At 62.2% G+C, this 22,571-nt stretch carries 28 protein-coding genes and 4 tRNA genes; 22 read left to right on the top strand and 10 right to left on the bottom strand.

The window, feature by feature from the left end; translation table 11 throughout:
• Window positions 1-3 precede the first annotated feature (3 nt).
• The 19 genes from recT (at window position 4) to N5C91_RS20195 (ending at window position 11,774) form a co-directional block, all read left to right on the top strand.
• Window positions 4-894 (top strand): recombination protein RecT, encoded by an 891-nt coding sequence (gene recT, locus N5C91_RS20285; protein WP_279831555.1) that lies wholly within the window; start codon window positions 4-6, stop codon window positions 892-894.
• A gap of 6 nt (window positions 895-900) precedes the next feature.
• A complete protein-coding gene (locus tag N5C91_RS20280; RefSeq protein ID WP_279831554.1) occupies window positions 901-1,101 on the top strand; it encodes a hypothetical protein in 201 nt (66 codons plus the stop codon).
• 12 nt (window positions 1,102-1,113) lie between these two features.
• A complete protein-coding gene (locus N5C91_RS20275) occupies window positions 1,114-1,881 on the top strand; it encodes a cell division protein FtsK (protein WP_279831552.1) in 768 nt (255 codons plus the stop codon).
• Window positions 1,882-1,884: 3 nt separating this feature from the next.
• Window positions 1,885-3,627 (top strand): AAA family ATPase, encoded by a 1,743-nt coding sequence (locus N5C91_RS20270; RefSeq protein ID WP_279831550.1) that lies wholly within the window; start codon window positions 1,885-1,887, stop codon window positions 3,625-3,627.
• Window positions 3,628-3,675: 48 nt separating this feature from the next.
• Complete coding sequence (locus N5C91_RS20265) at window positions 3,676-3,903, top strand: hypothetical protein (RefSeq protein WP_279831549.1); 228 nt, start codon at window positions 3,676-3,678, stop codon at window positions 3,901-3,903.
• On the top strand, window positions 3,900-4,406 hold the full coding sequence (locus N5C91_RS20260) for a hypothetical protein (protein WP_279831548.1): 507 nt from the start codon (window positions 3,900-3,902) through the stop codon (window positions 4,404-4,406). Before N5C91_RS20265 ends, N5C91_RS20260 begins: the two co-directional genes overlap by 4 nt.
• Entirely contained in the window at window positions 4,363-4,611 is a 249-nt protein-coding gene (locus N5C91_RS20255; protein WP_279831547.1) for a hypothetical protein, read from the top strand. Before N5C91_RS20260 ends, N5C91_RS20255 begins: the two co-directional genes overlap by 44 nt.
• Window positions 4,612-4,658: 47 nt before the next feature.
• Window positions 4,659-5,279, top strand: a complete 621-nt coding sequence (locus N5C91_RS20250) for a DUF1566 domain-containing protein (RefSeq protein WP_279831546.1) — start codon at window positions 4,659-4,661, stop codon at window positions 5,277-5,279.
• Window positions 5,280-5,366: 87 nt separating this feature from the next.
• Window positions 5,367-5,975, top strand: coding sequence for a DUF1566 domain-containing protein (locus tag N5C91_RS20245; RefSeq protein ID WP_279831544.1), 609 nt, complete (start codon window positions 5,367-5,369; stop codon window positions 5,973-5,975).
• 52 nt (window positions 5,976-6,027) lie between these two features.
• Entirely contained in the window at window positions 6,028-6,384 is a 357-nt protein-coding gene (locus N5C91_RS20240; protein WP_279831543.1) for a four helix bundle protein, read from the top strand.
• 204 nt (window positions 6,385-6,588) lie between these two features.
• Window positions 6,589-7,746, top strand: coding sequence for an RNA-directed DNA polymerase (locus tag N5C91_RS20235; RefSeq protein ID WP_279831541.1), 1,158 nt, complete (start codon window positions 6,589-6,591; stop codon window positions 7,744-7,746).
• Between the two features lie 66 nt (window positions 7,747-7,812).
• Window positions 7,813-8,490, top strand: a complete 678-nt coding sequence (locus N5C91_RS20230) for a DNA cytosine methyltransferase (RefSeq protein WP_279831540.1) — start codon at window positions 7,813-7,815, stop codon at window positions 8,488-8,490.
• A gap of 247 nt (window positions 8,491-8,737) precedes the next feature.
• Window positions 8,738-9,559: a hypothetical protein gene (locus N5C91_RS20225; protein ID WP_279831539.1), complete on the top strand. Its 822-nt coding sequence runs from the start codon at window positions 8,738-8,740 to the stop codon at window positions 9,557-9,559.
• A gap of 4 nt (window positions 9,560-9,563) precedes the next feature.
• Window positions 9,564-9,989: a hypothetical protein gene (locus N5C91_RS20220; RefSeq protein ID WP_279831537.1), complete on the top strand. Its 426-nt coding sequence runs from the start codon at window positions 9,564-9,566 to the stop codon at window positions 9,987-9,989.
• Window positions 9,982-10,227 (top strand): hypothetical protein, encoded by a 246-nt coding sequence (locus tag N5C91_RS20215; RefSeq protein ID WP_279831536.1) that lies wholly within the window; start codon window positions 9,982-9,984, stop codon window positions 10,225-10,227. The genes N5C91_RS20220 and N5C91_RS20215 overlap by 8 nt, the downstream gene beginning before the upstream one ends.
• Window positions 10,228-10,434: 207 nt before the next feature.
• Entirely contained in the window at window positions 10,435-10,740 is a 306-nt protein-coding gene (locus N5C91_RS20210) for a hypothetical protein (RefSeq protein WP_279831535.1), read from the top strand.
• Entirely contained in the window at window positions 10,737-10,916 is a 180-nt protein-coding gene (locus N5C91_RS20205) for a hypothetical protein (RefSeq protein WP_279831534.1), read from the top strand. Before N5C91_RS20210 ends, N5C91_RS20205 begins: the two co-directional genes overlap by 4 nt.
• On the top strand, window positions 10,913-11,242 hold the full coding sequence (locus N5C91_RS20200) for a hypothetical protein (protein WP_279831533.1): 330 nt from the start codon (window positions 10,913-10,915) through the stop codon (window positions 11,240-11,242). The genes N5C91_RS20205 and N5C91_RS20200 overlap by 4 nt, the downstream gene beginning before the upstream one ends.
• A gap of 328 nt (window positions 11,243-11,570) precedes the next feature.
• Window positions 11,571-11,774 (top strand): AlpA family phage regulatory protein, encoded by a 204-nt coding sequence (locus tag N5C91_RS20195; RefSeq protein WP_279831532.1) that lies wholly within the window; start codon window positions 11,571-11,573, stop codon window positions 11,772-11,774.
• On the opposite strand, the gene N5C91_RS20190 is transcribed toward N5C91_RS20195, so the two are convergent.
• Window positions 11,771-13,027, bottom strand: a complete 1,257-nt coding sequence (locus tag N5C91_RS20190; protein WP_279831529.1) for a tyrosine-type recombinase/integrase — start codon at window positions 13,025-13,027, stop codon at window positions 11,771-11,773. The genes N5C91_RS20195 and N5C91_RS20190 overlap by 4 nt on opposite strands.
• A 165-nt stretch (window positions 13,028-13,192) precedes the next feature.
• Window positions 13,193-13,269 (bottom strand) — tRNA-Arg (locus N5C91_RS20185).
• Window positions 13,270-13,361: 92 nt separating this feature from the next.
• Between N5C91_RS20185 and N5C91_RS20180 the strand changes: the two genes are divergently transcribed.
• Window positions 13,362-13,838, top strand: coding sequence for a GNAT family N-acetyltransferase (locus N5C91_RS20180; protein WP_279831527.1), 477 nt, complete (start codon window positions 13,362-13,364; stop codon window positions 13,836-13,838).
• Window positions 13,839-13,840: 2 nt separating this feature from the next.
• Here N5C91_RS20180 and phnN read toward each other — a convergent pair whose 3' ends face one another.
• Entirely contained in the window at window positions 13,841-14,404 is a 564-nt protein-coding gene (gene phnN / locus N5C91_RS20175) for a phosphonate metabolism protein/1,5-bisphosphokinase (PRPP-forming) PhnN (protein ID WP_279831526.1), read from the bottom strand.
• A 486-nt stretch (window positions 14,405-14,890) separates the two neighbouring features.
• Here phnN and amrZ point away from each other — a divergent pair, with 486 nt between their 5' ends.
• Window positions 14,891-15,223, top strand: coding sequence for a transcriptional regulator AmrZ (gene amrZ / locus N5C91_RS20170; RefSeq protein ID WP_017517196.1), 333 nt, complete (start codon window positions 14,891-14,893; stop codon window positions 15,221-15,223).
• 129 nt (window positions 15,224-15,352) lie between these two features.
• On the opposite strand, the gene mgtE is transcribed toward amrZ, so the two are convergent.
• Window positions 15,353-16,795, bottom strand: coding sequence for a magnesium transporter (mgtE, locus tag N5C91_RS20165; RefSeq protein ID WP_054907250.1), 1,443 nt, complete (start codon window positions 16,793-16,795; stop codon window positions 15,353-15,355).
• 322 nt (window positions 16,796-17,117) lie between these two features.
• Between mgtE and N5C91_RS20160 the strand changes: the two genes are divergently transcribed.
• The gene (locus N5C91_RS20160) at window positions 17,118-17,642 is read left to right on the top strand and encodes a DUF4124 domain-containing protein (RefSeq protein ID WP_236198502.1); all 525 of its coding nucleotides are present in this window, start codon (window positions 17,118-17,120) and stop codon (window positions 17,640-17,642) included.
• A 66-nt stretch (window positions 17,643-17,708) separates the two neighbouring features.
• Here N5C91_RS20160 and N5C91_RS20155 read toward each other — a convergent pair.
• The 6 genes from N5C91_RS20155 to alaS all read right to left on the bottom strand — a co-directional run bounded on the left by N5C91_RS20155 (window position 17,709) and on the right by alaS (window position 22,554).
• Window positions 17,709-17,785 (bottom strand) — tRNA-Arg (locus N5C91_RS20155).
• A 98-nt stretch (window positions 17,786-17,883) separates the two neighbouring features.
• Window positions 17,884-17,960 (bottom strand) — tRNA-Arg (locus N5C91_RS20150).
• A 109-nt stretch (window positions 17,961-18,069) separates the two neighbouring features.
• Window positions 18,070-18,160 (bottom strand) — tRNA-Ser (locus N5C91_RS20145).
• Window positions 18,161-18,220: 60 nt separating this feature from the next.
• On the bottom strand, window positions 18,221-18,406 hold the full coding sequence (gene csrA / locus N5C91_RS20140) for a carbon storage regulator CsrA (RefSeq protein WP_003085981.1): 186 nt from the start codon (window positions 18,404-18,406) through the stop codon (window positions 18,221-18,223).
• A gap of 186 nt (window positions 18,407-18,592) precedes the next feature.
• Complete coding sequence (locus N5C91_RS20135; RefSeq protein ID WP_054907248.1) at window positions 18,593-19,828, bottom strand: aspartate kinase; 1,236 nt, start codon at window positions 19,826-19,828, stop codon at window positions 18,593-18,595.
• 101 nt (window positions 19,829-19,929) lie between these two features.
• The gene (gene alaS, locus N5C91_RS20130) at window positions 19,930-22,554 is read right to left on the bottom strand and encodes an alanine--tRNA ligase (RefSeq protein ID WP_236173019.1); all 2,625 of its coding nucleotides are present in this window, start codon (window positions 22,552-22,554) and stop codon (window positions 19,930-19,932) included.
• Between the last annotated feature and the right edge of the window lie 17 nt (window positions 22,555-22,571).

Genomic DNA, 22,571 nt, shown 5'->3' with positions numbered 1-22,571 from the left:
AGCATGTCCGCTACCGCCCTGAAAGCCGCCGCGACCGGCAATGTCGCCAACAACGGCCAGCCGAAGACGCTGGCTTCCCTCATGACCGATCCGAAGATCAAGGCTCAGATGGCCCTGGCGCTGCCGAAGCACCTGACGGCAGATCGCTTGGCGCGCATCGCGCTCACCGAGATCCGCAAGGTGCCGGCCCTGGCGAAGTGCAACCAGGAGAGCTTCCTCGGCGCCGTGATGCAGTGCGCCCAGCTCGGCCTGGAGCCGGGCAATGCCCTCGGCCACGCCTACCTGCTACCCTTCGGCAACGGCAAGGCCAGCGACGGCCTGGCGAACGTCCAGCTGATCATCGGCTATCGCGGCATGATCGACCTGGCGCGCCGATCCGGGCAGATCGTCTCGCTGACCGCGCGCACCGTGCACCAGAACGACCAGTTCAGCTACCGCTACGGCCTGGACGAGGATGTGCAGCACGTCCCCTGCGAGGGTGAACGCGGCCCCATGACCCATGTCTACGCGGTCGCCAAGCTGAAGGACGGCGGCGTCCAGTTCGAGGTGATGAGCAAGGCCGACGTCGACAAGGTGCGCGCCACCAGCAAGGCCGGCAACAACGGCCCGTGGGTTTCCCACTACGACGAAATGGCCAAGAAGACCGCAATCCGCCGTCTGTTCAAGTACCTCCCGGTCAGTATCGAGCTTCAGACCGCCGTCACCCTGGATGAGCGCGCCGACGCAGGCCTCGACCAGGACAACGCGTCGATCCTCACCGGTGAGTACAGCGTCGTTGACGACCAGCCGCTGGGCGAGGCTCCGGAAGGCGTGAACACCGATACCGGCGAGATCACCGACCCGCAGGCCGGCAAGCGCGGCGGAGACGACGAGCCGCCACTCGACCTCGGGTAACCGGCCATGGCCAGCCAGACCATCGAAGAGCAGTTCGACCGCGTGGAGGAATTCACCAGCCTCCTCTGCGCGGCGGAGCTCAGCGCCGCCAATACCTGGGAAGAGGACTTCACCGCCGACCTGCGCGCCAACTTCCAGCGCTACGGCGCGCGGATGTTCCTCAGCGAGTCCCAGCACACCACCCTCGATCGCATCGCCAACCAGTAGGAACCCGCCCCCATGACCCAGAACAACGCCGCTTTCCTTCACATGACCGCCGACACCCTCGGCAAGAGCCTGCTGCAGGGCCTGATTCAGGAAATCCGCATCCTGCCGGACGTGTGGCAGAAGCTGTCCGAAGCCAAGCAGACCGATGTGATCGACCGCCTGGAACAGCAGGTGCGCAACGCGGCCACCATCGCAGTGCACACCACCGCCGGCGCCGAGCGTGAAACGGTCTACGGCAAGCTCGAATCCATCGCGGCCAAGGACAAGATGAAGGCCGTGATCGTGGTCAACCACTCCAGCCCGAACAAGCACGACCTGCTCGACGCGGTGAACGAGGATTGCCTGCTGATCATCGGCGGCGCTGGTGAGTTCCTGGACGGCATGAAGGACGTGAAGGCCGATCCGGACCAGAACCCGCTGGACCTGAACGGCGGCGATCACGAAATGGAAGAGCCTGGTGCCTGGGGCGGCGGTGCACCAGCAGACGACAACGACGTCGTCGACGCCGAGTTCGAGGACCTGCCGCAACTCACCGTAGAGCGCTTCGCTGGCCACACCTTGGGCGAGATCGCCATCGGGGTCGCCACCAAGAAGGACGTGTTCGATGCGGCCTGGCTGCAATCGCGCTTCGCCCTCACCACCGAGGAAGCCGAGCGCGTCGTTCTCCAACTGCTGGACCAGGGCGTCATCGTGCTCGAGCAGGAGAACGAGGAAGCCCGCGAGCTGAACACCTACCGCGTAGTCAAGAAGCCGGGGGATATTGCCCTCGACCTGGAGTGAGCCATGCGCATCACAAAACTCGAAATCACCAACTTCCAAGGGCTGCGTCATGCGGCCCTTGATGTTTCTGCACGGGTTCTCCTGGTGGCCGGCCACAACGGCGCCGGCAAGAGTTCGCTGCTGGATGCCATCGCCATGGCCTTCAACGGGCAGCCGCGCCGCGTCTCGCTGAAAAAGGAGATGGACAAGCTGGTCACTGAGGGCGCGAAGAAGGGCGAAGCCCGCGTCGAGTGGCTGGATGAGGCCTACGAAGTTCAGGTCTGCGGCGTGGCGCTGCCCAGCGGCAAGGGTTCTCCCCTCGCTGACTTGCCCTTCCTGCCCTACGTGCTCGACGCCAGCCTCTTCGCCAGCCTGGATGCCAAGGAACGCCGCCGGGTGCTTTTCGACCTGAGCGGCGCCAGCACCAGCCCGAACCAGATCGCGGAGCGCCTGATCGCCAAAGGGCACGCCGCGGCGCTGGTGGAGAAGGTAAAGCCCCTGCTCCGCTCCGGTTTCCCGGCTGCGGTGGAACAGGCCAAGGCCTACGCCAGCGAGGCGCGCGGCGCCTGGAAGGCGATCACCGGCGAGAACTATGGCAGCGAGAAGGCGATCGACTGGGCGCCGGAACTGGTGGCCACCGTGGTCACCGATGACCAGGTCGCCGAAGCGCGCGACGCCCTGCAACTGCTGGAGAGCGGCCTGTCCGAGGCGCAGCAGTCCCTCGGCGCCAGCAAGCAGGCCCGCCAGGCTGCCGACGGCCGCGCCCAGCGCATCGCCAAGCTGCGCGAGCTGGTCGAACTGGAACCGCGCCGCCGCAACAAGCTGACCACCGACGAGCAGAACCAGGACGAGTGGTCCGAAAAGGTCATGGCCGCCGAGCTCGCTTCGGCCGGCAGCGTGCCGCACCAGCCGCTGACCTGCCCCCACTGCCAGGGCGCGGTGGACCTGCAGGCCGGCGCCCTGGTGATCCACCAGCCGCCGGAGCAGATCGCAGACGCCGAATCCGCCCGCCGACTGCCGGAGTACCGCGGCTATCTGGCCAGCGCCCAGCGCGCAGTGGAGAACAGCCAGCGCGACCTGAACGAGTGCGTGGCCGCCGCCGAGCAGATCAAGGCCCTGGAAGCCGAGTCCGCCGACGCGCCCAGCGCCGAAGCGATCGCCAACGGCGAGCAGGCCATCAATGAGCTACGCCAGACCCGCGATGCGAGCCGCGCGAAGCTGGTGGCCCTGCAGGAAGCCCTGGAGGCCGCCGCCCAGCGCGAGGCCTCGATCGCGAAAGCGCAGGCCGCGCACCAGGACGTGGTCGCGTGGACCGGCATTGCCGACGCGCTGTCGCCGACCGGCATCCCGGCGGAGATCCTGGCCGACGCTATCGGCCCGGTGAACGACACCCTGAAGCGTCTGTCCGGAATTGCCGGCTGGTCGCCGGTGCAGATCAGCGCTGACATCGACGTGACCTTCGGCGGCCGGCTTTACGGCCTGCTGTCTGAGTCGGAGCGCTGGCGGTGCGATACGACCATCGCCCTGGCCATCGCGACGATCTCTGTACTGCGCGTGGCGCTGCTGGACCGCCTCGACGTGCTGGACCTGCCGAGCCGCAACCAGGCCATCGCACTGATGCGCGCCATGACCTGTGATCGTGAAATCGACTCGGTAATTATCGCCGGCACCCTCAAGGAGCCGATGGCGAAGACGCCGGACTGGCTGCAGGCGGTCTGGATCGAAGCCGGGCACATCGCCGGCCAGGATCACCAGAAAGCAGCCTGACCATCAACACGGGCGCCGCAACGGCGCCCAGCACCACGAGCCGTCCCCATGGAATGCAAGATCACCCCCTCGCGCCGGGCGGAGGATGCTGCGCGCCTGGCCGCCCTGGTCGCCGCCTCCGGCATCCAGCCGGTACCGGTCGCCGGATTCACCGAGGTGAAGCCGCTGCCGCCGCGCTCGGAGCGCATCGACCCTGACACCGTCCCGAAACGCCACCCGCACGGGATCACCCGTGCACAGCGGCGCCTGCTGCGCCAGCTCGCGGAGGCCCTATGAAGAAGCGGAAGCCGAACGACATGCGCCGGCGGATGGAGCGCTCCTGCCGCGCGCTGCTGGCCACGAACCACGTCGCCGTGGTCAACATCGACCCGAGCGGGCGCCAGGGCATGGTGAACTGGAAGAACCTCAAGAACATCCCGCCCGGGCAACGGATCGCCGATGCGGTCTGCGACATCGCCCACAGTTGGACGATCTACATCAGCGCGTTCTGCGTGGACCAGTTCGGCCAGCGCTACTACAAGTCGGTGGAAATCGCCCCTCAAGGCCTGTACCGCTCCGAACACCTCACCGACACGATCGAGGAGCACTACAAGGCCTTGGTCGGCGACTGCAACCCGAACCACGTCGTTGGCTCAGGCTGGATCGCAATTCCTTCCGCGATCTCGCTCACCGAGGAGCAGGCAGTGAAGGTCTTCGAAGCGGCCGGCGCCTGGAAGCAGACGAAGGAGCAGATCAATGGCCGCGAAGACAGCAGCCGAGCGCAAAGCCGCGCAGCGTGAACGCGACAAGATGAACGAGGAGGAACGCATGGCGCGCCTCCTCTCCCGCCGCATCAGCATCGACCTCTTCCACGCCGACGACGCCAAGCTCATCCGCACCATGGCTCGACTCGGCATCGACGAGCCGCAGGACGTCATCAGCAGGCTGATACACGGAGCCGATCGACTCGACGACGAATCCTTAGCCGAGCTGACCAGCTACTAGTCACGATTCCATGTCACACACCATTTTCTCAGGAACAAGGTAATCACATGAAACAGGACATGATCACTGTGAAGACCCCGGAAGGCCTGATTCTGAAGGTCCCGGCTCACGTAGTTGCAACCACCTTCGTCGCGGCTGCTCTGGCCCATGTTGGCGTCACTCAGCAGGCTCCGACGCCAGCAGTAGAGGCTGTCACCAGCGACCAGGCTGTTCCGGCACTCGGCGAGTACTGGCCGGGGCAAGGTGGCCACAACGCCGGCATCGTTCCAGCCCGCGATGGCGTCCCCGCCCACTACCTGGTCATTGCTGCCAAAGACATTGGCGATCGGGCCTGGGGCGGACGCGGCAACGAGTCGAAGGCCACCAGCAAGATCGATGGCCTGGCCAACACCCAAGCCCTGCTGGATGAGGGCGGTCACCCCGCGGCCACCACGTGCACGGAACACCAGGCTGACGGACACTCCGACTTCTACCTTCCGGCCGCAGCCGAGTTGTATCAAGGCTGGGTGAACACCCCCGCCCTGTTCGCGAAGGACTGCTACTACTGGTCGAGCTCGCAGCGCTCCGCCTACTACGCCTTCAGCATGGGCTTCGGCGTTGGCTACCAGGGCAACCACGGCAAGTGCAACGAGCTTCGCGTCCGCCCCGTCCGCAGAGTGTTCATTTGATCATTCGGTAATTCATCTGGCCGCCAGGCCATCACCTTCCCAGGGCGCATAGGCGCCTTTTTTGTTGCCCGAAAAGAGGAATCAACCATGCAAGCAGCAGCACAGGCAGCAACCATCCTTCCCGAGATCGGCCAGCACTACGGCGGCGGCTTCGTCTCCGGCTTCTACCTCCAGGATGGCAGGCGTTACGTCTCCATCACCGCCGGCGCCGAGCATGAACTGACCGGCGAATGGGGTGAGTACGGCGTCAAGATCGAAGGCGCGGACAGCATGACCGACAGCCGGGCGAACACGGAGGCAATGGCAGCCGCCGGTAGCGAACTGGCGCAGCAGGTTCTCGCGCTGGAGATCGGCGGCCATACCGACTGGGCTATCCCGGCGCGCGACGTACAGGAGCTGCAGTACCGCAACCTGAAGCCGACCACCGACAAGAACTATGCCTGGGGCCGCGACGGCGAGAACCACTCGAGCCTTCCGCCCGGCGATCTGTACAGCGAGGAATCGCCGGTACAGACCACGGTCGAGGCCTTCAAGGCTGGTGGCCAGCAAGCATTCCGGCCCGAATGGTACTGGTCGAGCTCGCAGCGCTCCGCCTACGGCGCCTTCGACATGTACTTCGGCGTTGGCATCCAGGTCATCACCGTCAAGGGCCACGAGCTTCGCGTCCGCCCCGTCCGCAGCCAGGTCATTCAGTAATTCATTCATTTAACCGCCCGGCAACGGGCGGCTTCCCAAGGAGGGGAATGCCATGGCGATGCACACTGAGCTTTCCATCTACAAGGCTGCAAGCGGGCTCTTGCAGGTGGCCACGAACCTCACCCGGAACATCCCGCGCGAACTCAAGCAGTCATTGGGCCGCCGGGTTATCGAAGAGTGCGTTGACGTGCTCATGCTCATCGCCAGGGCTAACGCCGCGCGTGACAAGCGCCCACACCTGACCCTGCTGGTCGAGAAAGTCCAGGTGATCGAGCTGCTCATGCGCCTGTTCAAGGACAACCGCTTTATCAGCGTCTCCCAGCACGCCATGACGATGGAGGTAACCGCCTCTATCGGCAAACAGGCCAATGCCTGGAAACGCAACACCGCAATCGCGCCCGCTATCTGACCGTCACGGCGGTCAGGTCTGTGCAAATTGAATCTGGTCGTGCCGCTGGCCTTCGGGCCACCGCCATGCGCATCACGGAAACCACCAGCGGAATGGCTGGACAGGTCCGGCGCAGTTTCCCTGCTGAGCAATCGGCAGGGCGACGTAGATAGCACGATAGGTCGCAGCGCTCCGCCAACAACGCCTTCAACATGAACTTCAACGATGGCAACCAGAACAACAACGACAAGAACAACGAGCTTCGCGTCCGCCCCGTCCGCAGATCCAACTGTTGCGCCCTATCCCTTCCGCGATCTTGTCCAGGCCTACTACGACTGCCGGCGCACCAAGCGCAACAGCAACAGCGCGCTGGCTTTCGAAATGGACCTGGAGCGGAATCTCATCAACCTGCACGAGGACCTGGTGTCGGGAGACTACCGCCCAGGTCGCTCCATTTGCTTCGTGGTAACCCGACCGAAGGCCAGGGAAGTCTGGGCCGCCGCTTTCCGGGACCGGATCGTCCACCACCTGCTTTACAACCACATAGGCGCCAGCACTGAGGCGAAGTTCATCGCCGATAGCTGCGCATGCATTCCGGGCCGCGGCACTTTGTACGCTGCTGAGCGGTTGGAGTCGAAGGTGCGCAGCGCAACCCAGAACTGGAGCCGCCCGGCCCATTACCTGAAAATGGACTTGGCGAACTTCTTCGTCGCCATCGACAAGCGCGTGCTTGCCAATCAGTTGGTGCGGCTGATCGATGACACCTGGTGGCAAGGCCTGGCACTCCAGATTCTCTGGCACGATCCGCGCGAGAACTTCGAGACCCGCAACCCGAGACACCTGTTCAACAAGGTGCCGCAGCACAAGCGCCTGATAGCGCAACCGGCGCACCTCGGGCTTCCCATCGGAAACCTGAGCAGCCAGTTCTTCGCGAATATCTACCTGAACGACCTTGACCAGTTTGTGAAGCACCAACTGCGCGCCAGGCACTACATCCGCTACGTAGACGACTTCGTGCTGTTGCACGAATCGCCGCAGCAGTTGAACGACTGGCTGGCGGCGATAGAAGCCTTCCTGCCGGGGCTTGGCGCCAGGCTGAACCCATCGAAGACCATCCTGCAGCCGGTAGACCGAGGCATCGACTTCGTCGGCCACGTCATCAAGCCCTGGCGCCGAACCACGCGGAAGCGAACGGTGAAGGAAGCATTGCGCCGAGTGACAGCGGCTCCAGAAGACGACCTTCTGGAAGTGGCCAACTCCTACTTCGGCCTGTTTCGGCAGGCGTCGCACAGCCATGCCGATCGCGCAGCGCTGGCAAACGTAATTCTGCGCAGAGGGCGCTCCATCAACGGCGACCTCACCAAGACCTTCCGGAAACGCTAACCCATCACCACGCCATCCGCTGCACTCGCGGCGCGGCGGCGCGGCGGCGCTCTAACTGGAGAAACCATGAATGAGTTGTCTCTGTTCACAGGAGACGGAGGAGGATTGCTCGCATCAGCGCTTCTTGGCATACGATGTATCGGCGCTGTTGAGTACAGATCTCACTCCAGACAAGTGCTTACCCAGCGACAAGCCGATGAAGTGCTACCACGCTTTCCAATCTTCAGCGACATCCGAACGTTCAATGGTCGACCCTACCGCGGCAGAGCTGGCATCGTATCTGGAGGCTTTCCCTGCCAGAAGTACAGCACTGCCGCTTCTGGACGAAACAACGCTGACGACCTTTGGCCGGAGATGCGGCGAGTCGTGGCAGATGTTGCTCCCTGGTACGTCTTCGCCGAAAACGTTTCGGAAGTCGCAATCGAATATGCCGCAGAAGACTGCCGATCTATGGGTTACCGCACCTGCGCAATTTCCCTTGGAGCGTCTGACCTGGGTGGTGACCACCTTCGGGAAAGACATTGGCTACTTGCATACGCCGACGACAAAAGCCAACTACGCCGCGCAATCAATGCAGAAATGGCCTTCAGCGAGGGCTTTCGTCATAGCGTTTGGCAGGCCGAGCCCCGCGAACCACGAGTGGTTAATGGGCTGGCCAGAAGGATGGAGCGACTCAAGTCCACTGGAAATGGCCAAGTTCCAATCGTGGCTGCAACAGCACTGGTGCTTCTTGCGCTCGTCTGATTAATCCCCATCCAACTCAATGCCATTGCGCCACCCGGCGCGAGGAACCCGCCATGCAACCACGTAGCAGGGCTCGCATCGTCGCGCCCGTAGAAGACTACTCGCACCACCAGGAACCGCTGGAGGCTGCGCTCAACCTGATCCGGCGCCTGAAGGTCTACGCGGACCGTAGCGCCTCACCGATAGCCCATGAGCTTTGCGTCGAGGCGACTGAGTTCGTGGCGAAGCACAGTCAAGGAGTACGGGCATGAACCGCGAAGACGTAGCCAATGATCTGGCAGTGGAGAACAACGAGATTTTGCGTGGGCGGCTGGAGCAGGCTGAGGCTCTGCTGAATGATGCCAGACAGTTCACTTGGGACTTGCTGAGCCCAGCAAATCTTCGTCTGCGCATTGACGAATTCCTCGCCTCGCAGCAGGGGGAGCATGCAAAGCGAGCCGAGCAGGCAGAGGGCGCGCAGGGGCACGGCCATGTCACGCCTCGCGCAGATGGTTTCCTGGCGCGCTGTGGCGGACCCGGCATCTGCAAAGTGTGCCAGGCAGAACAAGCCCGCGCAGCCCTGGCGCAACCCTCCCCGGCGCCGGAGCTGTGGGCGGTTCATGCTCAAGGCCCAGATGACCTCTACGCAGCGTTCAGCCGCGACGATGCCGAGAAGCACGCCGCCGAGCTGAATGCACTGCCGATGCCTGAAGGCATCACGGTGGGCGCCGTAGTGGTCCCATCTCCCTGGCCGGCGATTGAGCACTGGAAATACCTCGCCGAGCAGGAGCGCGAGCACAACGCCTCACTGGTCGCCCAGGCTGGGCAGGTGCCGGATTCTGCGGCATCAGCCAAGGCTCTCGTAGAAATTGAGGCCAAGAAGTACTCACTCAACGCCGCCGGCATGTTCAATTCCGGGGCGCCGGACCACGGCCAAACTATCGCAGTACAGGAACTGTTAGCTGGCTTCGATGACGACGAGGCAGAGGGCCACTGGGAAGCGATCATGGCCTACTCGGATCTTCGTGCGAGCGACGCTCTATTCCATGCGGCCGAGCTGCTCACCGCCGCGCCGGCGCAGGGAGGGTAGACTGATGAGTGATGCCGATGAACTTGAGTTCGCGATACAGAGCCTTACGAGATCAAGTGATAGAAGGATTGTTGCACTACTGCGCGGTTACGCCAAGCTCGAAGCTGAGGCCCAGGCGCTCAGGGAGGAAGTCGCAGCCCTGCGCGCAAGGGTGGTGGTTTGGCCTGAAGAGATTCAGATGGTTCTCGCATTGGCCGACCGAATTGAGGAGGCAAAGGAGCAACCTATAGCAATCGCTCTGGATGGAGCACGGATTCTCCGCGAACTGGCGCGCCTAAACGGCAAGGCGGTGAGCGATGGGCTGTTGCGGCGGATTCTGGATCATCTGGAGTACGACGCCTTAGACGCGCCGAATTACCTTATAGCGGCGCAGCTTGTGGAACAGCTGCGCGACATGCTCGGGCAGAAGGAGGGATGCGGCCATGCCTGATGTCATCGAATGGCAATACTTAGATAACGGGACCTGGCGAAAGGTCCACCCAGCGCGCGTTGATGAAGTTCGTGCTGAAGGGCATCAGGTAAGAAAGCTCTACGCCATCCCCGCCGACCAGGTGCTGGTGCCGCGCGCATTGGTCGAAGAAGCTGCGCGCTTTCTTGATGCGCTGGCCCCGCCGAACAGCGCCGAAGACCAAACTGCGCAAGACCTCCGCACCATCCTCCATCCCTAACCCTTCCCCTTAACCGAACACCCTTATGGGAGGCATTCGCATGCCCGAATTTCGTCCATGCCCAGCCTGCCGAGGCTATGCCTTGGAAGCCAGCTGGTGCCACGTTTGCGATGGCCGAGGCGTCGTTGACGTCGAGGCTCAACAGAAGGAGCGCGCAGAGATGGTGAAGCTGCTGCGCGAAGCCGGCATTGAAGTGAGGGACTGACCGTGCCTGACGTTCGAGAAGAGTTTGAAGAGTGGTACATCCGCGAGTTCTTTGATGGTGACAAGGACTGCGCAGCCGCATGGATGATCACTGATCCTGTCAGTGGCGGCTACTTGATGGAGCGACCGGCTCAATACCTGAGCGTCTGGCAAGCCAGCCGCGCGGCTCTGAAGGTGGAGATGCCGGATCGGAAGCAGTTCGTTGAGTACTACGAAGGTCTGGAAGGTGGCGAGTTCAACTGGCGCAAATACCTGACGGCAGTGACCGAAGCCCTCCAGCAAGCCGGAATAAAGGTGAAACAGCCATGATCATCGCCAGAAAGAATGGCACCCTCATCGCAGCGAAAGTGTTGCGCGAATCGGAGAAATCAACTTTGTGCGCCGTCTACGACGGGAAGCACATCAGAGTACGCAAGGATGATCCCAAGCAGAAGCTCTTCGACGATGTGGATGCTGCGCTGAAATGGATAGGAGTTGAACTATGACCGACCTCACCAAGCTGAAGGAGCTGGCGGAGCGTTGCCTTGAGCCAACAAAGGCTGACTCCCTAAAAACCCACGTCAACATTGATGCCTTCAACCAGATGGCTTTCCGAAATGCCGCTTACCCAAAAGCCATTCTCGATTTGCTGGAACGCTTGGAGAAAGCAGAGAAGGACGCCGAACGGTATCGGGAGCTAAGAAAGATCACTCCCCACCGATTCAAGAAGATGCAGGAGGTAGCTACGACTGACGGCGGCGATGTCTTCTACTTCCACGCGGATCGGTTCGACGCTGCACTGGATGCAGCCCTGGAAGGAGGCGGGAGATGAATGGGTGGATCAAGGTCGAAGACAGATCGCCAGATCCTTGGACGACCTGCCTAACCTGGGATGGCCGCAAGGTCCAAGAAGACCTCTTCATCACAAAGAGATTCCATCGCGATACCCACGGTCTCGGAACTACGACACACTGGATGCCGCTCCCCGCACCGCCATCCTCCTAACCCCACTCACATCTCCGCACTGCGGACAGAACCCGGCCTGACAGGCCACCCCATCCTTGCCCGACGCGGGCGCCCTCTCAGGCCAGGTCCTGGCCCGAAGCATAACCCCAACTCCAACCATTCGCCGGCCAGAGCCGGCGCGATGAGGTATTGCCATGAGTGATCGACTGATCAAGCTGCCGGAGGTTTGCGCCATGATTGGCCGCAAGCGCTCCAAGGTGTATGAATTGACCAAGAACCCTGACTTCCCGCGACCTTTCAAAGACGGCGAGCACCGCCAGTCTCCGGTCTACTACTCCGAAAAGGAAATCCAGGAGTGGATCGAGAAGCAGAAGGGCAGCCTGCGCAAGGCCGGCTAAACCTTCACCCGTGCGTCAAATTCTTCCCGCATTTCCGGCGTCATCCCAAGCTCCAGCGCTTCAAGATAATCCGCATACCACTGAATCATGACTGTCCGTTGCGACAGGTACATGGCCTTGTTGTAGACCCCTGCTACCCCCTTCTCCTTATGCGCAAGCTGCGTCTCTACGAAGTCGCTCGGCCAGCCATGCTCGCGTAACAGCGTGCTGGCCGTGTGGCGACAGCCGTGGCCAGTCATGCGTCCCTCATAGCCGGACTTGATGAAGTTCCGGTTCACAGCCACCTGGCTCATGGTTGCGCTTTTGGCGCCATCACTCGGGAACAGGTATCGGCTCTTCCCCGTCACCTCCTTCAACTCCGTCAGCATGGTCACCAACTGCTTTGGCAGCGGTGACACATGCGGTCGGCCCATCTTCATAACCTCTTCCGGAACAGTCCAGACACCCTTCTTCAGGTCGATCTGCGACCACTCTGCGTCGCGGGCCATATGCGGCCGGCAGGCTGTATAGAGCGTCATCCAGAAAGCAGTGCGCACCTTAATTCGGCAATTTGCCTGGCGCAGTGCGCGCAGGAATGCAGGCAATTCATGCTCAAGCAGATGGGGGAACGGCGTTTCCTTCGGCGCGACCTTGGCGATTGCACGCAGATTCGCAGCTGGGCTGTCGTCGATAAGGTCGTGTGCGATGGCGTAGTTGAAGATTTCATTCAGCCAGCCACGGATCTTCTTGGCTGCAACAGCTGCGCCGCGCTTCTCGACGGACTGCTGCAGCTCCTTGCAGTCGGCCCGGGTGACCTCGGAAATCTGCTTATCGCCGAGAGCCGGCAGGATGTCGCTGTCGAGGTAGCGGCGCATCTTGTCCAGGGTGAGGGCGGCGCGTCCGGCGCTAACCTTGCGCTGGTACCACTCTTCAGCGACGACTCGGAGCGTGCCTGCGCCAGGGGATTTCTTGGCGGTTCGCTGCTGGGCCTTGTGTGCGAACGGGTCTACCCCATCAGAAGCCAGGTCCAGCGTCTCGAGGGCCTTTTCCCGGGCGAGCTTTGCGGAGACGTCGGGATATCCACCAAGCCCGAGCCAGCTCCATTTCCCGTCTGGTTTCTTGTGCCTCATCTCCCAGCGCTTGCGGCCATTTGGCGAGACAACGAAGTACAACCGGTCGATGCCATAGCTCTCCCGATACTCCTTGGCTTCTGGCTCAAGGCTGGATAAAACGGTGTCACTCAGGGGGCGTCGCTTGATGTCCTGGCGCTTCATTTTCTTGTATGGGAAAGGTTCGGGAAAGGCCGACCATACACATACCCATACAAGCCATCAACGACTATGTATGGTGAAGCGTGGACGTGTTTGGAGATGATCTAGGCGCGCAGACCGCGAAGGCTCTGGCTTTGTGGACATGCTCGTACAAGCATGGAAATGATGTGGTGTCCCGGAGAGGGGTCGAACCTCCAACCTTCCCCTTAGGAGGGGGACGCTCTATCCAATTGAGCTACCGGGACAATCGGGTCGGCATGTTAACCACCGACGGGCGATTTGTCATGCCGCCGCCACCGTCGCGATCCATAATTTCGCCGTCAGCCGGAGAATCTCCATGACCACAGACGACGGTGCCCTGCCCGATTCCCCCTTCGCCACCTTCGATGTGCGCGTCGCCACGGTCGATGATGCGGCGGCCCTCGCCCCGCTGCTTCGGCAACTGGGCGCGCGCGATCCGCTGCCCGACAGCGCCTTGCTCGCGCTCGCGCTGGGCAACCAGCAACCCTCGCGGGTAACGCTGATCGCCGAACGCGATGGCGTTTTGCTGGGCACCTGCACGCTGCATCTGATCGAGCACATCGCCCATGGCTTCGCCCGCTCGGCGATCCTCGAAGACATGGTGGTGGACAGCCGTGCGCGCGGCCAGGGTATCGGTCAGGCGCTGATCGGCCGGGCCGTGGAGTGGGCGCGGGACTGGAAGTGCTACAAGCTGGCGCTATCCAGCCATCAGGATCGGGAAATGGCACACCGCTTCTATGCGGCGATGGGGTTTGCGCCCCATGGCGTCAGCCTGTCGCTGAGCCTGGACTGATCTCAGCCAGCCTGCGCGTCCGGCGGAGCGATCAGGTCCAGCAGGCGGCCTACGGTGACCTCCAGGGACACCGAGTTATCCAGCTCAACGAGCGGCCCGGGCAGGCCGTCGGCAAAGTGCGTATTGCGCGCCAGGCGTTCCTCGATTTCCGCCAGCGTCTCCCGCCCGCGCTTGAGCAGGCGCTGGCGCAGCACCTCGGGATCGACCTTCAACAGCACCGCGATCAAGCGCGGATAACGGCGACGAGCCTCGGGCAGGTATTTGCGCGAACCATTGACCAGCACGTCATGGCCGGCGGCGAGCCAGTCATCGATCTCGCGGGGAATACCGTAGTGCAGGCCATTGGCCCGCCAGCTCATGGCAAAGGCACCGGAGCGCTCCAGGCGGGCGAACTCGTCGACGCTCACCGAGTGCGCCTCCTCCCCCCGCGCCTCGGCGGAGCGGGTGATGACACGCCGGACGATCCGGCAATTCATCGCCGCCAGCGGAGCGCTGGCGGCCTGCAACACGCTGTCCTTGCCGGAACCCGAAGGGCCCATCAGGAAAATCAGTCTGCCTGGGGTCATGAAACTCTCGGTACGCCGGCGGCTCGGCGCTACTTCAATTCTGATCCGCGGGGCGGATAATACTCCGAGCCTTGTGCGATATCAGTGAAAACACGATATCGCGGCCCGCTGAGCCCGGCGGCCCCTGACTCGTCAGCGGGCGCTGTGCCATCATGCTCATCCGCGACGAATTGCCCCCATCGGGCTGCCCAACGGCAGGCAGGCGCACAGTACATATCGACTACGCTGACTGAAACGGGCACATCGCCATCCTCCCTTTAACTCCCATCCAAAGAAAGGTCTGCCTAGGCGGTCTCATTTCGGACGATTGGTGCTGGCATTTAGCCTTCACCCGAGACACAATATGCCGAAGGTTTGACGTCAAGTTATTGGATAATTTTTCAAAAGCTTTGACGACGCGCTGAACGGCCACTGGAAATCGCTGTCAAAGGGCCTGAAACAACGCTGACCCATGGCATCGGCCTCCCTGACTTACAGGTTTAAAGTATGCGCCCATTGAAACAGGCAACCCCCACCTACTCCAGCCGTACTGCTGACAAATTCGTCGTACGTCTGCCCGAAGGCATGCGTGAGCGTATCGCCGACGTCGCCCGCAGCCACCACCGCAGCATGAACTCCGAGATCATCGCGCGTCTCGAACAGAGCCTGCTGCAGGAAGGTGCCCTGCAGGACAACCTGGGCATCCGCCTGGACAGCCCGGAACTCAGCCTGCACGAACGCGAACTGCTGCAGCGCTTCCGCCAGTTGACCCATCGTCAGCAGAACGCGCTGATCGCCCTGATCGCGCACGATGCCGAGATGGCGCAGAACGACGCCTGATTCGTTCGCGACACCCGAAACAGCCGGCCTTGAGCCGGCTTTTTCATGCCCGCGATTTGCTCTTCTCCAGAGCTGGCGTGCGGGCACAAAAAAGCCGCCTCGCGGGCGGCCTTTTCGGCGGAGCTGGCGCTACATCAGGAACAGCGTGGCCAGCCCGAGGAAGATGAAGAAACCACCACTGTCGGTCATCGCAGTGATCATCACGCTGGAGCCCATCGCAGGGTCGCGTCCCAGGCGCAACAGCGTCATCGGAATCAACACCCCCATCAGCGCGGCGAGCAGCAGGTTCAGCGTCATGGCGCCGGTCATCACCGCGCCCAGCTCCCAGTTGCCGTACAGATAGAAGGCGACCAGGCCGATCACTCCGCCCCACACCAGGCCGTTCACCAGAGCAACGCCCAGCTCCTTGCGCAACAGACGGTTGGCGCTGCTGGTCTGGATCTGGTCCAGCGCCATGGCGCGGACGATCATGGTGATGGTCTGGTTACCGGAGTTGCCGCCGATGCCGGCGACGATGGGCATCAGCGCGGCCAGCGCCACCAGCTTCTCGATGGAACCTTCGAACAGGCCGATCACCCGTGAGGCAATGAAGGCGGTGACCAGGTTGGTAGCCAGCCAGGCCCAGCGGTTGCCGACCGATTTCCAGACCGAGGCGAAGATGTCTTCCTCTTCGCGCAGACCGGCCATGTTCAGGACTTCGCTTTCGCTTTCCTCACGGATCAGGTCGACCATCTCGTCGATGGTCAGACGGCCGATCAGCTTGCCGTTCTTGTCCACCACAGGAGCGGAAATCAGGTCATAACGCTCGAATGCCTGCGCGGCGTCGTAGCCGTCCTCGTCAGGGCTGAAGGTCACCGGATCGGTGGCCATGACTTCCGCCACGTCCTTGTCCGGATCATTCACCAGCAGGCGCTTGATCGGCAGCACACCCTTGAGCACACCGTCGTAGTCGACCACGAAGAGCTTGTCGGTATGCCCCGGCAGCTCCTTCAGACGGCGCAGGTAGCGCAATACCACTTCCAGGCTGACATCGTCGCGGATGGTGACCATCTCGAAGTCCATCAACGCGCCGACCTGGTCTTCCTCGTAGGACAGCGCCGAGCGCACACGCTCGCGCTGCTGCTGGTCGAGGGTTTCCATCAGTTCGTGGACCACGTCGCGCGGCAGTTCCGGCGCCAGATCCGCGAGTTCGTCCGCGTCCATGTCGCGGGCGGCGGCGAGAATCTCGTGATCGTCCATGTCGGCGATCAGGGTTTCCCGCACCGAGTCGGACACTTCGAGGAGGATGTCGCCGTCGCGCTCGGCCTTGACCAGCTGCCAGACCGTCAGACGGTCATCCAGCGGAAGGGATTCGAGGATGTGGGCGATGTCGGCCGGGTGCAACTCGTCCATCTTGCGCTGCAATTCGGCAAGGTTCTGGCGGTGCACGAGGTTTTCGACGAGGTCTTGATGCTGGCCTTCCTGACGGTGCGTCAGGTCTTCCACCAGCTTGTGCTTGTGCAGCAGGTCGACCACCTGGTTGAGGCGGTCCTGCAGGCTTTCCTGCGGCTTCTTGGCTTCTACTTCGGTCATAGCACGCTCCACCCCCAGTGGCAGAACGGGCCAGAGGGGATCAATACATCAGGTCGTGTGTACGCAATCGGGGTTCTGAGTAACTACTGGGTAAGTCCATGGTGGTGTCCCATGCGCCCATCGAGGGCAGATGCGGGAAATGATAACACTCCAAGGTGCATTAGGCGTTACAAAATGGCGGCCAGAACAATCGCTTGCGGGCGAAAGTTCACTGCCGAATCACTGCCCGGTTCGACGCCCGAAAGCTCCCACAGGACACCCGGCTACGACTGACAACGTTGACTCCTAGGCTCCAGGCAGGCCCGCCAACCTGGAGCAAACCATGCGCCTGCCTGCCCTGTTCTGTTCACTCCTGACTTCACTGCTACCGACCAGCGAGGCTGCCTCGGTGTTCCGCTGTACCGCAAGCGACGGCAGCGTGCTGTTCAGTCAGTATGGCTGCCCTGCGGAGCGACAGGAGGAAATCCAGCAAGCAAACAACCCCACGCCGGGCAGCGGCGAACCGGTAGCGATGGCGACAGCGAAGGAATCCACCGCGCAGAAGCCCGTGGCGCGCAGCAAGAACCATGGCAAGGAAGCCGAGCAGGAGTCGGTCGTGGTCGTTGGCGAACAGCAGAACGGCTGCGGCAACCGCATCACCGGCAGTATCCGGCGCAAGGCAATCATCGAGGGCCGCGTGAAGACAGGAATGACCCGAGGAGATGTGGAGAGCGCCCTGGGCAGGCCGGACAGAATCAGCCAGCACAACGAAACGCTGCGCTATCACTACGAGGCGGACAAGAAGCGCGGCGCGCGCAGCGTGACCTTCGACGAGGATGGCTGCGTGATGGGCAAGGCAAAGCGCTGACTACGCCATCCTGCTTTTTCGAAGGCAAAGAAAAAGGGCCTGCATTTCTGCAGGCCCTTTCGTATATGGCGCACTCAGGAGGATTCGAACCTCCGACCGCTCGGTTCGTAGCCGAGTACTCTATCCAGCTGAGCTATGAGTGCGTCGTCGGTAAAGTTTAACCAGATTCACCAACTGGTTGCAGCTAATGGCTGTTCAGCCCTTTCGCCACTGAAGCCCCGCCTTCGCGTTGCCTCGCATATGGCGCACTCAGGAGGATTCGAACCTCCGACCGCTCGGTTCGTAGCCGAGTACTCTATCCAGCTGAGCTATGAGTGCGCTGATGAGGGCGCAAATTCTAGTGCGATTTTTCTGACCTGTCAACAAGATTTTTCAATCTTTTCAGTCACTTACGTAACCGGACAACTCATCGCACCAGAGGATGCAATGGCGGAGAGGGGGGGATTCGAACCCCCGACACCCTTTTGAGGTGTACTCCCTTAGCAGGGGAGCGCCTTCGGCCACTCGGCCACCTCTCCGCAACACGGGGCGCATGATATCCATGTTTTCCCCGTTTGCAAAGAAAAATTTTAGAAAAATTAATGGTTTGGTTCTTGGTCTTTCTCTTTCTGGATGCGCTGGTAGATTTCCTCACGGTGCACAGCAACTTCCTTCGGCGCATTCACACCGATACGCACCTGGTTTCCTTTGACGCCCAGTACAGTCACGGTGACGTCATCACCGACCATCAGGGTCTCTCCGACCCGGCGAGTCAGAATCAGCATTCCTTTCTCCTTACGTGTTACGGGATAAGCAGTCTGCAAAAAAAGAAATGGTGGCAGATTCGTATAGATCAAGTGCACGAATCCTTCACCCAAGTATTGACCAGTCCTGCCGGAAAGAAAGTTCCTGTCAGACAGTCAAAAACGACAAAAGGCGCGGGGTAGCCGCGCCTTTCGGTAGTTCTCGCCTTACTCGCCCTGTCGGGCCGGGGCGTCGAGTTCGAAAGCGGTGTGCAGGGCACGGACCGCCAACTCGAGGTACTTCTCTTCGATCACCACGGAAACCTTGATTTCCGAAGTGGAGATCATCTGGATGTTGATGGTTTCCTTGGCCAGTGCTTCGAACATGCGGCTGGCGACGCCGGCGTGGGAACGCATGCCCACGCCAACGATGGAAACCTTGGCGATGTTGGTGTCACCGGTGGCTTCGCGCGCACCGATGCTGGTGGCGGTCTGCTTGAGGATTTCCAGGGCGGCCTGGTAGTCGTTGCGGTGCACGGTGAAGGTGAAGTCGGTGGTGTTATCGTGCGCGACGTTCTGCACGATCATGTCGACTTCTACATTGGCGGCACTGATCGGGCCGAGAATCTTGAAAGCAACGCCGGGGGTATCCGGTACGCCACGGATGGTCAGCTTGGCTTCGTCGCGGTTGAAGGCGATGCCGGAGATGATCGGCTGTTCCATGGATTCCTCTTCATCAAGGGTAATGAGGGTGCCCGGACCCTCCTGGAAGCTGTGCAGCACGCGCAGCGGGACGTTGTACTTGCCGGCGAATTCCACCGAACGGATCTGCAGCACCTTGGAGCCGAGGCTGGCCATTTCCAGCATCTCTTCGAAGGTGATCTTGTCCAGGCGGCGCGCTTGCGGCACGACGCGCGGATCGGTGGTGTAGACGCCATCGACGTCAGTGTAGATCTGGCACTCGTCGGCCTTCAGCGCCGCAGCCAGGGCCACGCCCGTGGTGTCGGAGCCGCCGCGGCCGAGGGTGGTGATATTGCCGTGCTCGTCCACGCCCTGGAAGCCGGCGACCACGACCACGCGGCCAGCCTTCAGATCTGCGCGAATGTTCGCATCATCGATGCTCAGGATACGCGCCTTGGTGTGGGAACTGTCGGTCAGGATACGGACCTGGTTACCGGTGTAGGAAACCGCCGGCACGCCGCGCTTCATCAGCGCCATGCTAAGCAGGGCAATGGTCACCTGCTCGCCGGTGGAGACCATCACGTCCAGCTCACGCGGAATCGGCTGGTCCATGATCTGTTTCGCCAGACCAATCAGGCGGTTGGTCTCGCCGCTCATGGCGGACACCACTACGACGATGTCGTCGCCCGCTTCACGGAATTTCTTCACCTTCTCGGCTACCTGCTCGATTCTCTCGACGGTGCCGACGGAGGTCCCTCCAAACTTCTGTACGATCAAAGCCATTTCAAAAGCCGCCTGATTCCTGAAGGGCGCCCATTAAACATGCATCACCGCATGCTGCCAAGGCCCGCCGGACGCGCTGCGGGCCCCGTATTTCAGGGCCTTTAGAGGCCCTGTTCGACAAACTTGAGTGCCAGTGCCAGAGCCTCGTCCAGCTTGCCGGCATCGACACCACCGCCCTGGGCCATGTCCGGGCGACCACCGCCCTTCCCGCCCACGGCCGCAGCGGCCTGCTTCATCAGATCGCCAGCTTTCAGCTTGGCGGTCAGGTCCTGGGTCACGCCGGCCACCAGCACGACCTTCTCCTCGAACACGCCGCCCAGCAGGATCACGCCGCTGCCCAGCTTGTTCTTCAGTTGGTCGACCAGCGCCAGCAGCGCCTTGCCGTCGAGGCCATCGAGACGGGAAGACAGCACCTTCACGCCAGCAACGTCGACAGCGGAACCCGCCAGGTCGTCGCCGGCCGCGCTGGCGGCCTTGGCCTTGAGCTGTTCCAGCTCCTTTTCCAGCTGACGGTTGCGCTCGATCAGACCGGAGAGCTTGTCCAGCAGGTTGTCGCGGCTGCCCTTGACCAGACCGGCCGCTTCCTTGAGTTGCTCTTCGGCGCCGTTCAGGTACGCCAGCGCAGCAGCGCCGGTGACTGCTTCGATACGACGCACGCCGGAAGCCACACCGCCTTCGCTGGTGATCTTGAACAGGCCGATGTCGCCGGTACGGGACACGTGGGTGCCGCCGCACAGCTCGACGGAGAAGCTGCCGCCCATGCTCAGCACGCGCACCTGGTCACCGTACTTCTCGCCGAACAGCGCCATGGCGCCCTTGTTCTTGGCGGATTCGATGTCGGTCTCTTCGGTCTCCACCTCGGAGTTCTTGCGAATCTCGCTGTTGACGATGTCTTCCAGCTGCTTCAGTTGCTCGGGCTTGATCGCCTCGAAATGGCTGAAGTCGAAGCGCAGGCGCTGGCTGTCGACCAGCGAGCCCTTCTGCTGGACGTGATCGCCCAGCACCTGGCGCAGCGCGGCGTGCAGCAGGTGGGTAGCGGAGTGGTTCAGCGCAGTGGCCTGGCGCACGGAGGCGTCGACTTCGGCCTTGACCGCCGCGCCAACGCTCAGGCTGCCCTGGGCAACCACGCCGTGGTGCAGGTGCGCGCCGCCGGCCTTGGTGGTGTCGCGCACGTCGAAGCGCACGCCGGCACCCTGCAGGTAGCCGCTGTCACCGACCTGGCCGCCGGACTCGGCGTAGAACGGAGTCTGGTCGAGGACGACGACGCCCTCCTCGCCTTCGCTCAGTTGCTCGACGGCCTTGCCATCCTTGAACAGGGCAATGATCTGGCCGGCGCCGGAAACACCCTGGTAGCCGAGGAAGCGGGTGTCGCCATCCACTTTCACCAGGCTGTTGTAATCCATGCCGAAGGCGCTGGCGGAGCGGGCACGCTCGCGCTGCGCCTCCATCTCGCGCTCGAAGCCTTCCTCGTCGAGGGTCAGGCTGCGCTCGCGGGCGATATCATTGGTCAGGTCGACCGGGAAGCCGTAGGTGTCGTACAGCTTGAACACCACGTTGCCGGGGATGACGCTGCCCTTGAGCTCGGACAGGTCCTGCTCGAGGATCTTCAGGCCCTGCTCCAGGGTCTTGGCGAACTGCTCTTCCTCGGTTTTCAGCACGCGCTCGATGTGCGCCTGCTGCTGCTTGAGCTCGGGGAAGGCTTCGCCCATCTCGCCGACCAGCGCGGCGACGATCTTGTGGAAGAAGGTGCCCTTGGCGCCCAGCTTGTTACCGTGGCGGCAGGCGCGACGGATGATGCGGCGCAATACGTAGCCACGGCCTTCGTTGGACGGCAGCACGCCGTCGGCAATCAGGAAGCCGCAGGAACGGATGTGGTCGGCGACCACTTTCAGCGACGGAGCGTCATCGTTGGCGCAGCCGATGGCGTCGGCCGAAGCCTTCAGCAGGCTCTGGAACAGGTCGATCTCGTAGTTCGAGTGGACGTGCTGCAGCACGGCGCTGATGCGCTCCAGGCCCATGCCAGTGTCCACGCTCGGCGCCGGCAGCGCGTGCATCACGCCGTCCGCGGTGCGGTTGAACTGCATGAAGACGTTGTTCCAGATCTCGATGTAGCGGTCGCCGTCTTCTTCCGGCGAGCCGGGCGGGCCGCCCCAGATGTCGGCGCCGTGGTCGAAGAAGATCTCGGTGCACGGGCCGCAGGGACCGGTGTCGCCCATCGCCCAGAAGTTGTCGGAAGCGTAAGGCGCGCCCTTGTTGTCGCCGATACGGACCATGCGCTCGGCGGGAATGCCGACTTCCTTGGTCCAGATGTCGTAGGCCTCGTCATCGGTGGCGTAGACGGTGACCCAGAGCTTGTCCTTGGGCAGGTTCAGCCACTTGTCCGAGGTGAGGAATTCCCAGGCATAGGTAATGGCATCGCGCTTGAAATAGTCGCCGAAGCTGAAGTTGCCCAGCATTTCGAAGAAGGTGTGGTGGCGCGCGGTGTAGCCGACGTTTTCCAGGTCGTTGTGCTTGCCGCCGGCACGCACGCACTTCTGGCTGGTGGTAGCGCGGGTGTAGGCGCGTTTCTCCAGGCCCAGGAAGCAGTCCTTGAACTGGTTCATGCCTGCGTTGGTGAACAGCAGGGTCGGGTCGTTCGCGGGGATCAGCGAGCTGGACGCTACGCGGGTGTGCCCCTTCTCTTCGAAGAAGCGGAGGAAGGCTTCACGGATTTCAGCGCTTTTCATAGGTTCTTCCACGGAAA

It is taken from the genome of Pseudomonas sp. GD03903 (assembly GCF_029840045.1).
GTDB classification, from domain to species: Bacteria; Pseudomonadota; Gammaproteobacteria; order Pseudomonadales; family Pseudomonadaceae; genus Pseudomonas; species Pseudomonas pseudonitroreducens.
Note: the sequence above shows the minus strand (reverse complement) of the source record. Positions and strands in the feature narration are given on the sequence as shown.

Coding starts and splice junctions, on each gene's coding strand:
- recT (WP_279831555.1), top strand. CDS start 4: ATGTCCGCTACCGCCCTGAAAGCCGCCGCGACCGGCAATGTCGCCAAC.
- N5C91_RS20280 (WP_279831554.1), top strand. CDS start 901: ATGGCCAGCCAGACCATCGAAGAGCAGTTCGACCGCGTGGAGGAATTC.
- N5C91_RS20275 (WP_279831552.1), top strand. CDS start 1,114: ATGACCCAGAACAACGCCGCTTTCCTTCACATGACCGCCGACACCCTC.
- N5C91_RS20270 (WP_279831550.1), top strand. CDS start 1,885: ATGCGCATCACAAAACTCGAAATCACCAACTTCCAAGGGCTGCGTCAT.
- N5C91_RS20265 (WP_279831549.1), top strand. CDS start 3,676: ATGGAATGCAAGATCACCCCCTCGCGCCGGGCGGAGGATGCTGCGCGC.
- N5C91_RS20260 (WP_279831548.1), top strand. CDS start 3,900: ATGAAGAAGCGGAAGCCGAACGACATGCGCCGGCGGATGGAGCGCTCC.
- N5C91_RS20255 (WP_279831547.1), top strand. CDS start 4,363: ATGGCCGCGAAGACAGCAGCCGAGCGCAAAGCCGCGCAGCGTGAACGC.
- N5C91_RS20250 (WP_279831546.1), top strand. CDS start 4,659: ATGAAACAGGACATGATCACTGTGAAGACCCCGGAAGGCCTGATTCTG.
- N5C91_RS20245 (WP_279831544.1), top strand. CDS start 5,367: ATGCAAGCAGCAGCACAGGCAGCAACCATCCTTCCCGAGATCGGCCAG.
- N5C91_RS20240 (WP_279831543.1), top strand. CDS start 6,028: ATGGCGATGCACACTGAGCTTTCCATCTACAAGGCTGCAAGCGGGCTC.
- N5C91_RS20235 (WP_279831541.1), top strand. CDS start 6,589: ATGGCAACCAGAACAACAACGACAAGAACAACGAGCTTCGCGTCCGCC.
- N5C91_RS20230 (WP_279831540.1), top strand. CDS start 7,813: ATGAATGAGTTGTCTCTGTTCACAGGAGACGGAGGAGGATTGCTCGCA.
- N5C91_RS20225 (WP_279831539.1), top strand. CDS start 8,738: ATGAACCGCGAAGACGTAGCCAATGATCTGGCAGTGGAGAACAACGAG.
- N5C91_RS20220 (WP_279831537.1), top strand. CDS start 9,564: ATGAGTGATGCCGATGAACTTGAGTTCGCGATACAGAGCCTTACGAGA.
- N5C91_RS20215 (WP_279831536.1), top strand. CDS start 9,982: ATGCCTGATGTCATCGAATGGCAATACTTAGATAACGGGACCTGGCGA.
- N5C91_RS20205 (WP_279831534.1), top strand. CDS start 10,737: ATGATCATCGCCAGAAAGAATGGCACCCTCATCGCAGCGAAAGTGTTG.
- N5C91_RS20200 (WP_279831533.1), top strand. CDS start 10,913: ATGACCGACCTCACCAAGCTGAAGGAGCTGGCGGAGCGTTGCCTTGAG.
- N5C91_RS20195 (WP_279831532.1), top strand. CDS start 11,571: ATGAGTGATCGACTGATCAAGCTGCCGGAGGTTTGCGCCATGATTGGC.
- N5C91_RS20190 (WP_279831529.1), bottom strand. CDS start 13,027: ATGAAGCGCCAGGACATCAAGCGACGCCCCCTGAGTGACACCGTTTTA.
- N5C91_RS20180 (WP_279831527.1), top strand. CDS start 13,362: ATGACCACAGACGACGGTGCCCTGCCCGATTCCCCCTTCGCCACCTTC.
- phnN (WP_279831526.1), bottom strand. CDS start 14,404: ATGACCCCAGGCAGACTGATTTTCCTGATGGGCCCTTCGGGTTCCGGC.
- amrZ (WP_017517196.1), top strand. CDS start 14,891: ATGCGCCCATTGAAACAGGCAACCCCCACCTACTCCAGCCGTACTGCT.
- mgtE (WP_054907250.1), bottom strand. CDS start 16,795: ATGACCGAAGTAGAAGCCAAGAAGCCGCAGGAAAGCCTGCAGGACCGC.
- N5C91_RS20160 (WP_236198502.1), top strand. CDS start 17,118: ATGCGCCTGCCTGCCCTGTTCTGTTCACTCCTGACTTCACTGCTACCG.
- csrA (WP_003085981.1), bottom strand. CDS start 18,406: ATGCTGATTCTGACTCGCCGGGTCGGAGAGACCCTGATGGTCGGTGAT.
- N5C91_RS20135 (WP_054907248.1), bottom strand. CDS start 19,828: ATGGCTTTGATCGTACAGAAGTTTGGAGGGACCTCCGTCGGCACCGTC.
- alaS (WP_236173019.1), bottom strand. CDS start 22,554: ATGAAAAGCGCTGAAATCCGTGAAGCCTTCCTCCGCTTCTTCGAAGAG.